General features: G+C 60.8%; 12 protein-coding genes. 9 read left to right on the top strand and 3 right to left on the bottom strand.

Going from position 1 to position 13,246, the window contains the following annotated elements:
- The first annotated feature begins 6 nt into the window (after window positions 1–6).
- The 9 genes from ACR9ZQ_RS33690 (at window position 7) to ACR9ZQ_RS33650 (ending at window position 10,616) form a co-directional block, all read left to right on the top strand.
- Window positions 7–753, top strand: a complete 747-nt coding sequence (locus tag ACR9ZQ_RS33690; RefSeq protein WP_481429876.1) for a phosphoglycerate mutase family protein — start codon at window positions 7–9, stop codon at window positions 751–753.
- Between the two features lie 162 nt (window positions 754–915).
- Window positions 916–1,614, top strand: a complete 699-nt coding sequence (locus tag ACR9ZQ_RS33685; protein ID WP_310388994.1) for a GntR family transcriptional regulator — start codon at window positions 916–918, stop codon at window positions 1,612–1,614.
- Between the two features lie 234 nt (window positions 1,615–1,848).
- Window positions 1,849–3,396 (top strand): ABC transporter ATP-binding protein, encoded by a 1,548-nt coding sequence (locus tag ACR9ZQ_RS33680; RefSeq protein ID WP_481429875.1) that lies wholly within the window; start codon window positions 1,849–1,851, stop codon window positions 3,394–3,396.
- On the top strand, window positions 3,386–4,462 hold the full coding sequence (locus tag ACR9ZQ_RS33675) for an ABC transporter permease (RefSeq protein ID WP_481429874.1): 1,077 nt from the start codon (window positions 3,386–3,388) through the stop codon (window positions 4,460–4,462). The genes ACR9ZQ_RS33680 and ACR9ZQ_RS33675 overlap by 11 nt, the downstream gene beginning before the upstream one ends.
- Complete coding sequence (locus tag ACR9ZQ_RS33670; protein ID WP_481430970.1) at window positions 4,462–5,382, top strand: ABC transporter permease; 921 nt, start codon at window positions 4,462–4,464, stop codon at window positions 5,380–5,382. Before ACR9ZQ_RS33675 ends, ACR9ZQ_RS33670 begins: the two co-directional genes overlap by 1 nt.
- 42 nt (window positions 5,383–5,424) lie before the next feature.
- The gene (locus ACR9ZQ_RS33665) at window positions 5,425–6,525 is read left to right on the top strand and encodes a BMP family ABC transporter substrate-binding protein (protein WP_481429873.1); all 1,101 of its coding nucleotides are present in this window, start codon (window positions 5,425–5,427) and stop codon (window positions 6,523–6,525) included.
- A gap of 76 nt (window positions 6,526–6,601) precedes the next feature.
- Window positions 6,602–7,801: an amidohydrolase family protein gene (locus ACR9ZQ_RS33660; protein WP_481429872.1), complete on the top strand. Its 1,200-nt coding sequence runs from the start codon at window positions 6,602–6,604 to the stop codon at window positions 7,799–7,801.
- Window positions 7,801–9,375 carry a gamma-glutamyltransferase family protein gene (locus tag ACR9ZQ_RS33655; RefSeq protein WP_481429871.1) on the top strand — a complete coding sequence of 525 codons (1,575 nt, stop codon included), beginning with the start codon at window positions 7,801–7,803 and terminating at the stop codon, window positions 9,373–9,375. Before ACR9ZQ_RS33660 ends, ACR9ZQ_RS33655 begins: the two co-directional genes overlap by 1 nt.
- On the top strand, window positions 9,372–10,616 hold the full coding sequence (locus ACR9ZQ_RS33650) for an amidohydrolase family protein (protein WP_481429870.1): 1,245 nt from the start codon (window positions 9,372–9,374) through the stop codon (window positions 10,614–10,616). The genes ACR9ZQ_RS33655 and ACR9ZQ_RS33650 overlap by 4 nt, the downstream gene beginning before the upstream one ends.
- Window positions 10,617–10,668: 52 nt before the next feature.
- Here the strand turns inward: ACR9ZQ_RS33650 and ACR9ZQ_RS33645 are convergent, their stop codons facing one another.
- From ACR9ZQ_RS33645 to ACR9ZQ_RS33635, 3 genes are read right to left on the bottom strand one after another with little or no spacing between them, the layout of a single operon-like run.
- On the bottom strand, window positions 10,669–11,412 hold the full coding sequence (locus ACR9ZQ_RS33645; protein ID WP_310388980.1) for a tyrosine-protein phosphatase: 744 nt from the start codon (window positions 11,410–11,412) through the stop codon (window positions 10,669–10,671).
- Between the two features lie 2 nt (window positions 11,413–11,414).
- A complete protein-coding gene (locus tag ACR9ZQ_RS33640) occupies window positions 11,415–12,275 on the bottom strand; it encodes a carbohydrate ABC transporter permease (protein WP_481429869.1) in 861 nt (286 codons plus the stop codon).
- Window positions 12,265–13,218: a carbohydrate ABC transporter permease gene (locus ACR9ZQ_RS33635; RefSeq protein ID WP_481429868.1), complete on the bottom strand. Its 954-nt coding sequence runs from the start codon at window positions 13,216–13,218 to the stop codon at window positions 12,265–12,267. Before ACR9ZQ_RS33635 ends, ACR9ZQ_RS33640 begins: the two co-directional genes overlap by 11 nt.
- Between the last annotated feature and the right edge of the window lie 28 nt (window positions 13,219–13,246).

Raw genomic sequence — 13,246 nt, 5'->3', positions numbered from 1 at the left:
GCAGCCATGCGCATCTTTCTCGTTCGACACGGCGAATCTCTCGGCAACATTAGCGAGAGCGCCTACCGGCAGTTCGGCGATCACAATGTTCCGCTGACGGAATGGGGTTACCGGCAGGCGCTGGCAGCGGGGCGCAGCATAGCTTCCTATCTGGCAGCGTTACCTGGTGTTACAAGAAAGGCGACCATCTGGCATTCGCCATATCTGCGCACGCGCCAGACGAAGGACGCAATCATCGAGGCCTCGTCTGCAGGCGCCATCGGCGATGTGCATGAGGATTATCTGCTGCGGGAACAGGATTTCGGCCTGTTTACCGAGATCTATGACCGTGCCGAGCAGCGGCGCAAATTTCCGGAAGAATTTGAGAAATGGGCGCGCCTTCGCAACAGTAGCGGCAAGTTCTATGCCCGCCCGCCTGATGGGGAGAGCCGCGCGGACGTTGCCCAGCGGGTGCGGCTGTTTCTGCAAACTGTTATGCATGACATCGGCAGCGGCAACGACACCGTGATCATCATCGGCCACGGTGTCACCAACCGTGCCTTCGAGATGAATTTCCTGCATCACAGCGTCGAATGGTTCGAGCGCTCCGATAATCCAGGCAATGCCGATGTGACTCTGATCCACGGCACGCGTGTGGAAGGCTATCGCTCGATGCTTCTGCACAAGGCCGACGACCGCGATCCATCCGAGGCGACCGAAATGCGCGACGCCTACGGTTCGGAGCTGACGATCGCACCGAAGACCGATATCTAGAGTCTATAGGCAGCGAGACTAAGCCTTCAAAAGAGGGTAACTTTCTATCATCTGATCTAGAATATTTCAGCGTGGCATAGACGGATTCGCGTCACAAGTATCGCCTTGTTGTATGCCTGATGGCGCTATAATGTATGCAGAACCAACCGAGCCTTTGAAATCATGTCATCCAATTCCGACCGGGTGGATATCGCCCATCGCACACTTCGGCAGGCCATCATCGAACAGGCGCTGAAAGCCGGCACCAAGCTTCCCGAAGACGAGATCGGTCGGCATTTTTCGATGAGCCGCACTCTGGTCCGCACGGTGCTGGCCAAATTGCAGGCCCAGGGACTGGTCGACACCTACCACAAGCGCACGGCCACTGTGGCCCAGCCGAGCCTCGATGAGGCGCGTGATGCTTTTGCCATCCGCCGTGCACTTGAGCGCGAGATGATGAAGGCTGTCATCAAGCGCTGGAACCCCGCCATCGAAAAACTGTTGCGGGAACATGTGCAGGAAGAGGAAGCCGCTCACGCGAAGGGAGATGTGCGCCTGTCGACCCGTCTTGCGGGCGAATTCCACCTGAAACTTGCTGAACTGTCAGGCAATGCTCTGCTCGAGCGCTACCTCTCCGAACTCGTCTCCCGCTGCTCGCTCATCCTTGCGATGTATAGCCGGCCGCATTCGAGCGAATGCGCGATCAGCGAACATTCCGGCCTCATCAACGCTTTGAAAAAGGGCGACCTGGCTGCGGCGGAACATCTGATGGACGAACACCTATCATCCGTCGAAAGCCGCGCCCTGATCGAAGACGATCTTGCCGCAGAACCTGATATCGGGTCGATCCTGTCCCGATTTTCCACGCGCGCAGCCGGCTGATCTGCCGGCTTTTCAATCATGTATACAAGATTCTGACTATTATGTAGACGTGATCTGCTTTCCACGTTTTCTAGATTTATAGTCGCGCTTTCCAATAAGACGGCCTATCGCCATTTTTCTCTCAACGAATTCGCGTGTTTAGCCCCTCATAGGCTTAGGGCCGTCATTTACGATACATTCTGGCATCCATATTGCATACTTGATTTTCAGTATCATGTAGCCTGGATTTCGCTCATGCCGCATACCGTGTCATCATCGCCGGAATACCGTCTGGAGTTGCGAGGCATCCGGAAAGCCTATCCGGGCGTCATCGCCAATGATGGGATCGACCTCAACGTCAACCCCGGTGAAATCCATGCGATCGTCGGCGAGAATGGTGCCGGCAAGTCGACGCTGATGAAAATCATCTACGGCATGGTCCGCCCTGATACCGGCGACATGCTCTGCGATGGCAGGGAGGTGAGCGTCGCCTCACCCGCCGATGCGCAGAAACTCGGGATCGGCATGGTGTTTCAGCACTTTGCGCTCTTCGATACGTTGACCGTCGCCGAGAACATCGCCCTTGCCCTGCCGGGCAAGCAGAAGATCGAGACATTGTCCGCGAAAATTGCAGATGTCGCTGCCCGCTACGGTTTGCCGGTCGAGCCGGACAGACATATTTACACGATGTCCGTCGGAGAGCGGCAGCGTGTCGAGATCATCCGCGCGCTCCTGCAGGATCCGCGCCTGCTGATCCTCGACGAACCAACCTCCGTCCTGACGCCGCAGGCGGTCGAAAAGCTCTTCGTGACGCTCCGGCAGGTCGCGGCCGAAGGCTGCAGCATTCTCTATATCAGCCACAAGCTCAATGAGATCAGGGATCTCTGCCACAAGGCGACAATCCTGCGTGGCGGGCGTGTCACCGGCGTCTGCGATCCTTCACAGGAGAGCCCGGCCTCGATGGCGCGGATGATGATCGGCTCAGACCTTGCAGAGTACCGCCATCGTTCGCATAGCGTCGCCGGTGAAAGCCGGTTCACCGTCAACGGCCTTGATCTGCCGACAGCAGATCCTTTCGGCACCGCGCTGTCCGGCATCAACCTTTCAGTGCGGGGTGGAGAAATCCTCGGCATTGCCGGGGTTTCCGGAAACGGGCAACAGGAACTGCTCGCGGCTCTCTCGGGTGAAACCCGCCTGGCGAGAAACGATGCCATTACCATCGACGGCGCGCCGGCCGGCCATCTCGATCCGGCGGGGCGGCGCAAGCTCGGCCTCTGCTCGGTGCCCGAGGACCGTCTGAGGCAGGGTTCAGTTCCCTCGCTGCCACTATCAGAGAACGTGCTTCTCACCGCCAATAGCGGCGGCGCCGTCAGGGCCGGCCTCATTCGTTTCGACCGCGTTCTTGGCTTTGCCGAGCGCTGCATCAAGGCCTTTGACGTTCGCTGCCCGGGACCGACAGCGCCCGCCGGCAGCCTGTCAGGCGGCAACCTGCAGAAATTCATCATCGGTCGCGAAATCCTGCAGGAGCCCGGCGTGCTCATTGTCTCGCAGCCGACCTGGGGCGTCGATGTGGGTGCCGCCCTCGTTATCCGTCAGGCTCTGCTCGACCTGCGCGAACGCGGTGCCGCCATCGTCATCATATCGGAAGAACTGGATGAACTGTTCGACATTGCCGACCGCATTGCCGTGATTGCCGGCGGCCGACTGACCGAAGCACGGCCTCGCGCCGAGACAGATCGCAACGATATCGGCCTCGCCATGTCAGGCAGCAAAATGGAAAGGGAGATGGCCGATGCGCTTTGAACCGCGCCCGAAACCCTCCGCGCTGATGGTGTTCCTGTCGCCGGCGATCTCGCTCGCTCTGACAGCAATCGTCGCGATGATCATTTTCGCCTCCGCTGGCCTGGAACCATCAGGGGCGCTCGTTACCTTTCTCACCGCCCCGGTCGGCGATCTCTATGGTTTCGGCGAATTGCTGATCAAGGCTGCCCCTCTTGTGCTGATCGGCATCGGTCTTGCCATCGGCTTCCGTGCCGGCATCTGGAATGTCGGCGCGGAGGGACAACTGACCGTCGGCGTGATCTTCGGTGGCTATGTCGCCTTACATTTCGGCTCGGATGGTGGCGTCTGGGTGCTGCCGGCCATGGTGATATCAGGTGCCATTGGCGGCATGCTCTGGGCGGCAATCCCTGCCTTCCTGCGTGTCCGCTTCAATGCGTCTGAAATCCTCACAAGCCTGATGCTGAACTATGTCGCCGGCCTTTGGCTCACCTGGCTGATCTTCGGAGCATGGCGCGACCCGGCCGGCTTCAATTTCCCGCAATCCGAGTCACTCGCACCGGCCGCCCTCTTTCCGATCCTCATAGAAGGCACGCGCATGAATGCCAGCATCGTCTTCGCTCTAATCGCGGTCGTCCTTGGCTGGATCTTCATGAAACGCAGTTTCATCGGCTTCCAGCTGAAAGTCACCGGCCTGTCAGCGGGAGCCGCGCGCTACGCCGGTTTCAGCCTCACGCGGGCGGTATGGATCGGAATGCTGGTCAGTGGTGCGGTTGCCGGCATCGCCGGTGTCGGCGAGATCGCCGGGCCGTTGGCGCAGATCTTTCCCAATGCCTCGCCCGGCTATGGGTATACGGCGATCATCGTCGCCTATCTCGGCCGGCTGAACCCGCTCGGCATCCTGTTGTCAGGGCTCTTGATGGCGCTGCTCTATCTCGGTGGTGATCTCGCACAGATGTCGCTCGGCATGCCCTCCTCGATCACCGGTCTGCTGCAGAGCACGCTGCTCTTCTTCCTGCTGACGGCAGATGTCCTCGTCCACCACCGCATCCGTTTCAGGACCTCCGGCAGAAAGGGCGTCACGGCATGATGAGCCAGCTTCTTCCCATTTTCATTGCCACGCTGATTGCCGGTACGCCGCTCGTCTATGCAGCCCTTGGCGAACTGGTCACAGAGCGCTCCGGTGTGCTCAATATGGGCGTCGAAGGTATAATGGTGGTCGGTGCAGTCATCGCTTTCATCACCATGCAGGCGACAGGCGAACTCTGGCTCGCCGTTCTCGCCGCCATGCTGGCGTCCATGCTTTTGGCGCTGATGTTCTCGGTGCTGGTCGTCAGCTTCCGCGCGCATCAGGTGGCCGTCGGATTGGCGATGACCATTTTCGGCACCAGCTTCGGTTCCTTCATCGGCAAGAGCTATGTCGGCATGGCGATCGTCATGGAGCCATCGAGGCTCTCGGCTTTCGCAGGCAGAATTCCGCTGCTCGGCGCCGTGCTCGGCCAGTTGCACCCGCTGGTCTGGCTTTCCTGGGCGCTGTTTGCCGGCGTTTGGTTCTTCCTCTATCGCACCCGCTTCGGCCTCATCGTTCGGGCCGTCGGGGAATTGCCCTCCTCGGCCCATGCCATCGGCTACCCTGTCGTACTGATCCGCTATCTCTGCACGCTCTTCGGCGGTGCGATGGCGGGGGTTGCTGGCGCCTATATCTCAATCGTCTATACCTCGCTCTGGACCGAGGGGTTGATCGCCGGACGCGGCTGGATCGCCGTGGCATTGGTGGTCTTTGCCACATGGCGGCCGGGCCGCTGCTTTCTCGGCGCCTATCTCTTTGGCGGCGCGACCATTGCGCAGCTCTTTGCCCAGAGCGCCGGGATTGGCCTGCCATCAGAGCTGATGTCCGCCCTCCCCTATCTCGTGACCATCGCCGTGCTGGTGCTGATCTCGCGCAACGCGACGCTGATGCGCCTCAACGTCCCCACTTCCCTTGGACAGCCCTTCGTCGCCGGAGGCTGAACCTCACGCCACATGCCAACAAAAAACAGAGAGGAACTGAAGATGAAATTCCAATCCAGACGTGATTTCCTGAAGACGGCCGCCGCAGGCTCGCTGCTCGCCGCAACCGGTGTCCGGCCGCTTCTTGCCGCCGATGAAGTGCTGAAGGTCGGCGTCATCCATATGGGGCCGATCTCCGATACCGGCTGGGAATATTTCCAGGCCAATGCCTGGCATGCTCTGGAGAATGCCTTTCCGGGCAAGGTGAAGGTGACCGCGCTCGAGAACATTGCGCAGATCCAGGATTGCGAGCGGCTCTTCCGGCAGCTTTCGTCCCAGGGCCACAAGCTGATCTTCGGCACCACGTTCTCGCAATATGCTTCGCTGAAGAAGCTCGCACCGACCCTGCCGAGCTCGCATTTCGAATGCTGCGCCGGCATTGCCGCGGGTACCAATCTCGGCGTCTTCGAAGCGCGCGAATATGAAGGCGCCTATGTCACCGGCATTGCCGCAGGCCGCATGACGAAGTCCAACATTCTCGGCTGGGTCGGCGCCTTCCCCGTGCCGCAGGTCATCTACAGCATCAATGCCTTCCTGCTTGGTGCGCGCAGCGTTAACCCTGACGTTGTGGTCAAAGTCGTGTGGGCCAATGCATGGGTCGATCCGGCCAAGGAAAAGGATGCCGTCGCAGCGCTCGTTGCCCAAAGGGCTGACGTTCTCTCGGGCAGCCCCAACACGCCGGTTCAGGGCCTTGCCGCGGAGGAGAAAGGCGTCTGGTCGATCGGCAATACCGGTGACTTCTCGCGCTATGTGAAGAAGAAGCAGCTCGTCTCCTACGAACTCGACTGGAGCTCGGCCCATATCAACGCCGCCAAGGCGGTGATGGAGGGCAACTGGAAGCCGGAAAGCACCTGGCTCGGCCTTGGCGAAGGCGGCTATGTCAAGATGACGACGAGCAGCCCGGACCTGCCGGAATCCGTAGCCAAGGAAATGAAAGCGGCCGAGGACGCCATCGTCGCCGGCAAGCTGAAAGTATTTGCCGGCGAGATCAAGGACCAGAACGGCAAGGCAAAAGTCGCCGCCGGCCAGGAACTGGCCGAGAATGACATCAAGGGCATGACATGGCTCATTGAAGGCGTACAAGGTACGCTGCCGCAGAACTGATCCTCCATCGCTGGAGAATAGCCGGACCCTGCATCGGGCGGGGTCTGGCCGATAATGGAAGGGAAAGGAAACATCAGTGAGTGCAGTGGAAACAGTCTTCACCAACGCAAAGCTTGCCGACGGTACGCTGAAAAACATCGTGGTGCGGGACGGCCGGATCGCGGCGATAGAGCCGGCAAGCTCCAGCGAAGGCGCGAAAGATGTCGTCGAGATTGGCGGAGCGCTCCTCGTGCCGAGCTTCGTCGAGGGTCATATCCACCTCGACACGAGCTTCTACGGAGACAAATGGATCCCGCACAAACCGTGCACCAATGGTTTCGACGTGCATGAGCGCGTCGCCTTTCAGGCTGAGAATATGGCTGCCGCAGCGCCCATGGACGAGCGTGCCCGCAACCAGCTCGATCTCTGCATTTCGAACGGCGCCTTGCAGATGCGCAGCCACGTGATGGTCGATGGGTCGGTCGGGCTCAAGTCGCTCGAAACCATCCTGAAAGTACGCGAGGAATACGCTGACATCATCGACATTCAGCTCGTCGCCTTCCCGCAAAGCGGTATCCTGAAGAGCCCGGGTACGCCGGAATTGATGGATGAGGCGATCGCAATGGGCGCCGATCTCGTCGGCGGCCTCGATCCGCTCTCCTTCGACCGCGACATCAAGGGTCATCTCGACGTGGTCTTCGGCATTGCCGAAAAGCGCGGCGTCGATGTCGACATCCATCTTCACGACGCAAGCACGCTTGGCGCGATGACGATCGAGGAGATCTGTGCTCGCACAACCGCCCTTGGTATGCAGGGGCATGTCGCCGTCAGCCATGCCTACGGTCTTGGCGATCTCGCGCCCGACGCCGCCAAGAAGATCGCTACCCTGATCGCCAGGAGCGGCGTCTCGATCATGACCAATGCGCCCGGCAACCACAATTTCCCTCCTGTCGCACTGCTGCGCGCTGCCGGCGTCACCGTCTTCAGCGGCAGCGATAATATCCGCGATTCCTGGTGGCCCTTCGGGGATGGCGACATGCTGCGCCGCGCAGAGATTATCGCCTACCGCTCCGGCTTCTACACCGATGCGGAACTCAGCGCCGCCTTCGACGTGGTGACATCAGGCGGCGCCAAGGCGCTGCGGCTGGAGGGCTACGGCATTGGTATCGGCGCAAAGGCCGATTTCGTCACCCTTGCAGCCGAGCATGTGCCGGAGGCCGTCGTCGCCATTCCAAAGCCACGCCAGGTCTTCAAGGAAGGCCGCCTCGTCGCCGAGAACGGCTCCGTGATACGCTGATGTCCAATCCCGTCACCCAGAATAGTCGAGCTGACACGCCGTCCCGCGGCGCCATGATTGTGACGCCGCATTGGCTTGCCAGCGAAGCAGGCGCGAAGGTGCTGCGGCGCGGAGGAAATGCCATTGAAGCGCTGGTTGCCGCCGGCGCAGCTCTTTCGGTCACCTACCCGCATTTCTGCGGGCTCGGCGGCGATGGCGTCTGGCTGGTCGCGGATGAGACGGGCAAGGCACAAACCTTCCTAGGTATTGGTCAGGCGGCGGGCGTCATTCCGGATGGAGACATCCCACTTCGCGGTGCCCACTCCACGCTGACGAGCGCCTGCCTCGTCGATAGCTGGGAGAAAGTGCTTGCCCATTCCGTAGCCGAATGGGCAGGGTCGGAGAGCTTACCAGGCCTGCTTGATGACGCGATCGCCCTGGCGGACGACGGCTTCGAGGTCAGCCGCTCGCATGCCTTCTGGTACGAATTCCGCCGCAGTGAACTCGGAAGCTGGCCGGGCTTCACGAAGCTGTTCCGATCAACAGGCATTCAGCGGCAGCCGGAACTTGGCAAGACACTTGCCGCTATTGCCCGCCATGGCACCCGTGAATTCTATGAGGGCGCGCTTGCCCGACGGATCGCCACGGGGCTTGCAGAAGCCGGCTCGCCGCTTTCGGCCGCCGATCTCGCTGCAACGCGAACCGATATCGCGCCTGCGCTCCGGCAGACTTATCGCGACACAACCCTGCTCGCACCGCCTCCCCCTACCCAGGGAATAACGACGCTCGGTATCATGGGCGTGCTCGACCATTTGCCGATGACGGATTTTCCTCCCGACAACGCGGGCTTCTACCACAGGCTTGTCGAAGCGGTGAAACAGGCCTTTCTCGACCGGCACGCGATCGCCGATCCCCGCTTCGCAGCTGATGTTTCACAGAAGCTGCTCGATCCGGTGCGGCTCGCAGCGAAGGCGGCGGCAATCGATCCCGGCCGCGCACTAGCATGGCCGCAGCCCTATCGACATGGCGACACGGCCCTCCTTGCCGCTGTCGATAGCAAGGGGCGCTGCGCATCGCTCCTGCAAAGCATCTACTTCGACTGGGGCAGTGGCGTCGTGGTCAGCGATACCGGTATCCTCTGGCAGAACAGGGGGGCGGGTTTCAGCACCGACCCCGCCAGCCCCAATGTCGCCAGTCCCGGCAAGCGACCGTTCTACACGCTCAATCCCGGGCTCGCGCTCAAGAACGGCCGCCCGCATCTCGTCTACGGCACGCAAGGAGCCGATGGACAGCCACAGACTTTGTCGCTGCTCCTCAGCCTGCTAATCGACCATGGGCTCGATCCAGCCGCCGCGCTATCCCGCCCGCGCTTTCTGCTCGGTCGCACCTTCTCCGATAGCCGGGATAGCCTGAAGATCGAGGAGAATGCTGGCACGGAAATTGTCGCCGCGCTCGCCGCCATGGGCCATGAGATATCGACGATCGACAGCTTCAGCCCGCTCGGCGGCCAGGCCGGCGTGATCCGCATCGGGCAAGATGGGATGATTGACGGCGCCCACGATCCGCGCAGCGACGGAGGCGCGATCTCGCTGTGACGATCACCAACCAATTGTTCGATCTCGTTATCCGCAACATCCGCATTGAAGAAAATGGCGCTCTCGTCGACATAGCCGTGCGAAAGGGTCTGATCGCTGACATCGGATCCGATATACGGTGCGAGGCCATAGAAAGCGTCGATGGCGAGGGCGCTTTCGCCTTCGGTGGATTTGTGGACACGCACATCCATCTGGACAAGGCCTGCATTCTTGACCGCTGCACGATTTGCGAAGGCACACTCGCCGAGGCGGTGCGGGAAACGGCCAAGGCCAAAGCGGGCTTTGAGGGAGAGGATGTCTACGCCCGGGCCGCACGCGTCGTCGAGAAGGCGATTTCGCATGGTACCACGCGGATGCGGACCTTTGTCGAGATCGACCCCCGCGCCGGCTTCCGCTCGTTCGAGGCAATCAAGCGCATCCGCGCGGATTATGCCTTCGCTGTCGATATTGAGATCTGCGCCTTCGCGCAGGACGGGCTGACGAACGAGCCCGAGACATCAGGCATGCTCGATGACGCCCTTTCCAATGGTGCGGATCTGGTCGGCGGCTGTCCCTATACGGACCCCGATCCCAACAGGCATATCGAAATGATCTTCGCGCTGGCACAAAAACATGACGTGCCGGTCGATTTCCATCTCGATTTCAGCCTCGATCCTCACAGAACAGATCTGCCGACGGTGATCGAGGCCACGCTCCGTCACGGCTGGCAGGGTCGCGTGGCGATCGGGCACGTCACCAATATCTCTGCCATGTCGCAAGCAGAAGTCGTCGCCATCGCCGACAGGCTGGCTGAAGCCGGCATTGCACTTTCCGTTCTGCCGTCCACCGATCTATTCCTGAACGGGCGCGGTCATGACCGGCTGGTGCCCCGCGGCGTCGCGCCCGCCCATCTGCTGGCAGGCCGTGGTGTCTCCACCTCCATTGCAACGAACAACGTCCTCAATCCCTTCACCCCCTATGGCGATGCCTCGCTGATCCGAATGGCCAATCTTTTTGCCAATGTCGCCCAGCTCTCGCGGGATGAGGACATGGCGTTGGTTTTCGACATGGTGACAGAAGTGGCGGCACGCCAGCTCGGCGGCATGAGACGGTTGCAAGTGGGCGCCGAGGCGACGATCGTGCTGCTCGATACTCCCGGCCCGCGTGCGGCGGTACGCGAGATCGCCCGCGTCATTGCCGGCTGGAAGGGCGGACGCAGGAGTTTCGATAATGGCAGACCGCGCCTTTATCGGCCGGGCTGACGACGCTCGATTTACGCAGGCTGCCCTCTAGCTCAACGCGTCAGAGCAAGCCTCAATCGCACAGCCGCTGCCTGAGGCTGGTGATTTCCGCTTCGCCCAAGCCTATCTGCGCGAGATAGGAACCAACGCGGCCATAATGCCCGGCAAGGTACCCGAGTGCCCGGGCCATGCTCTGCGGTGCCGAGGCGAGTATCAGGTCTGCAAGGTCCGAAGGTACGCCGCGTGCGATTGCCCGTGCCCGGAAGTCGGTAAGCAAGGGCGCGAATATCGAGCCGGTCAGCGCATAGTCCTCGATAATCGTTGCTTCATCGACGCCGGCGTGCGCCAGCATCAAAGCGGCGATGATGCCGGTGCGATCCTTGCCGGCCGTGCAATGGAAGAGAACGATCCCATCGGGTGCGTGTGCGATCGCCGTCAGCACCCTGGCGATCGCCGGCTGGCAATTGTCGAGGGCGTGACAGTAACGGTCGCCCATGTCGAAATCGGTCGCTTCCACTGCCATCAATTCGACCGGCGCTAGGGCCGAAAACAACGAGACGTTTTCGTAGTAAACGCGCGGATCATTCAAGAACGGATTGGCTTCACGTGCGAGTTCCTGAGAATTGCGCAGGTCGATCACCGTCGTGACCCCATGGGCGATCAGCGCCTCGATGTCGGCTTCGCTCAGCGCATGCAGGGCGTCGCCGCGCAGGACCGAGCGCCAGCGCGTCTGCCTGTCATTGCCAGCCGGATAGCCGCCAAGGTCGCGCACGTTATGGGCGCCTTCCAGCGCGATAAGTCTCTCATAATTTTGCATGATCAGCGGATTCCGGATTTCATGAAGGATTCGATGACGTGGCGCTGGAGCACGAGATAGATCAGCAGGATCGGCAGACTGGCGAGTGCCGCCGCCGCCATCAGTGGCCCCCAGAGGTTGCCCTCCTGGGTCATGAACATCTGCAGGCCTATCTGCACGACCGAATTCTCCGGCTTTCGCGACAGGAGCAGCGGCCAAAAATATTCGTTCCAGGCGGAAATGAAGGCGATGATCGACAAGGAGGCAATGGGCGCGCCCATGTTGGGCGTGACGATCTGCCAGAGGATGCGCAGGCTTCGTGCCCCATCCACGCGGGCAGCCTCCAGCACTTCGGTCGGGAAGGCCCTCATGCCATGATAGAGAAGCAGGATAGCAAAAGCGTGGGCGGCATTCGGCACGACGAGGCCCGTCAATGTGTCGAGCAGCCCTAGCCTGGAGGCGAGCACATAATTCGGGATCATCGTGACCTGGAAAGGCACGAGCCAGGAGAGCGCAATCAGACCATGGACGACAGACGATAGCCGCATTCGCCAGCGCACCAGCGCGTAGGCGGCAAACATGCCGGTCACCACCTGCAGCAAGGCAGTCGCGGCTGCTACGATCGCCGTGTTGAAGAGCATCTGCAGCATCGGCACGCGCGTTAACACGAAGAGGTAATTGTCGAAGGTCGGACGGGATGGCCAGAGTGCAGTGGAGAAGATCTCGTTCTCCGGCCGCAACGATGTGACGATCATCCAGTAGATCGGAAAGATCGAAACGAAGGAAAGGAGCACCATGATGGCGTGCACGCCGAGTTTGCGCACCAATCCGCGGGACGGAGCCGATCGGCTCGGCCTATGATCGTCGAGTTTGTCAGTTGTCATAGAAGGCAAACCTCTTCGTCAACCACATGCACAGGGCAGCAAGCACCGCGAAGCCGGCAAAAGCGATCATACCGGCGGCCGAGCTCCAGCCAGCTGAAAGCGTCTGGAAGCCGTATTCCCAGAGCAGGTAGAAGATGTTGGTCGTGGACTTCAGCGGGCCGCCATTGGTCAGCACATTGATATAGGCAAAGCTCCACTGCGCGCCGAAAAGCACCGTCATCATCGACAGAAGCAGGATCGTCGGCGAGAGCAGCGGCAGCCTGATATCGCGGATGATGCGCCAACGGCTGGCACCGTCGATGCGCGCCGCCTCGATATAGGACGGGTTGATACCCGCATTGGCGGCGGAAAAGAGCAATGTCGAAAAGCCGATCAGCTTCCAGCCGGTGATCCAGGTCAGCGTCGGCAGGGCATAGAGGGGATCGGTCAGAAAGCCGATGCGGCCGAGGCCAAGACCCTCGAGAGCAAGCGTTATAAGCCCCTGGTCTTCGTTCAGCAGCCAGCGCCACAGGATGGCGGCTACGACTGGAGCAATGATCATCGGCACGAAGATCAGAGACCGGTAGATCGTCCGGGCACGGCCGCCGAGATCCTGCGTCCAGATCGCCACGAAAAGCGGAATGATCACCGACATCGGAAACAAGCCGATCGTGTAATAGAGCGTGTTCCAGAGAGCGTTGCGCATTTCCGGCAGCGCCAGCAGCCGCTGGTAATTGGTCAGTCCTGCAAAGCGTTGCGGCGACGTCGGCAGCATGTTCCACTGATAGAAAGACAGGCGGAATGTCTCGGCAAGCGGGATGTAGGTCCAGACCATCAGCAGGATGAGCGCAGGCGCCAGATAGAGCCAAGGTGCAATGGTAAACCGTTCGCGGGTCATTTCCGACCGCACCGAAGCCATTTTCGCTGTGGCGGGTGTGGCCACCTCTGCCTGGATATCTGTCATTGGCGAAAGCTCCGATCGACTGTCGGTA

It is taken from the genome of Rhizobium sp. KNZ14-9A (assembly GCF_056755015.1).
The sequence above is the reverse complement of the archived record's forward strand: the minus strand, read 5'-3'. Positions and strand labels throughout refer to the sequence as shown.

What these genes read in the sequence shown, in the direction of transcription:
- ACR9ZQ_RS33635 (WP_481429868.1), bottom strand. Translation starts at nt 13,218, where the DNA reads ATGACAGATATCCAGGCAGAGGTGGCCACACCCGCCACAGCGAAAATG.
- ACR9ZQ_RS33685 (WP_310388994.1), top strand. Translation starts at nt 916, where the DNA reads ATGTCATCCAATTCCGACCGGGTGGATATCGCCCATCGCACACTTCGG.
- ACR9ZQ_RS33655 (WP_481429871.1), top strand. Translation starts at nt 7,801, where the DNA reads ATGTCCAATCCCGTCACCCAGAATAGTCGAGCTGACACGCCGTCCCGC.
- ACR9ZQ_RS33675 (WP_481429874.1), top strand. Translation starts at nt 3,386, where the DNA reads ATGCGCTTTGAACCGCGCCCGAAACCCTCCGCGCTGATGGTGTTCCTG.
- ACR9ZQ_RS33665 (WP_481429873.1), top strand. Translation starts at nt 5,425, where the DNA reads ATGAAATTCCAATCCAGACGTGATTTCCTGAAGACGGCCGCCGCAGGC.
- ACR9ZQ_RS33670 (WP_481430970.1), top strand. Translation starts at nt 4,462, where the DNA reads ATGAGCCAGCTTCTTCCCATTTTCATTGCCACGCTGATTGCCGGTACG.
- ACR9ZQ_RS33680 (WP_481429875.1), top strand. Translation starts at nt 1,849, where the DNA reads ATGCCGCATACCGTGTCATCATCGCCGGAATACCGTCTGGAGTTGCGA.
- ACR9ZQ_RS33690 (WP_481429876.1), top strand. Translation starts at nt 7, where the DNA reads ATGCGCATCTTTCTCGTTCGACACGGCGAATCTCTCGGCAACATTAGC.
- ACR9ZQ_RS33640 (WP_481429869.1), bottom strand. Translation starts at nt 12,275, where the DNA reads ATGACAACTGACAAACTCGACGATCATAGGCCGAGCCGATCGGCTCCG.
- ACR9ZQ_RS33645 (WP_310388980.1), bottom strand. Translation starts at nt 11,412, where the DNA reads ATGCAAAATTATGAGAGACTTATCGCGCTGGAAGGCGCCCATAACGTG.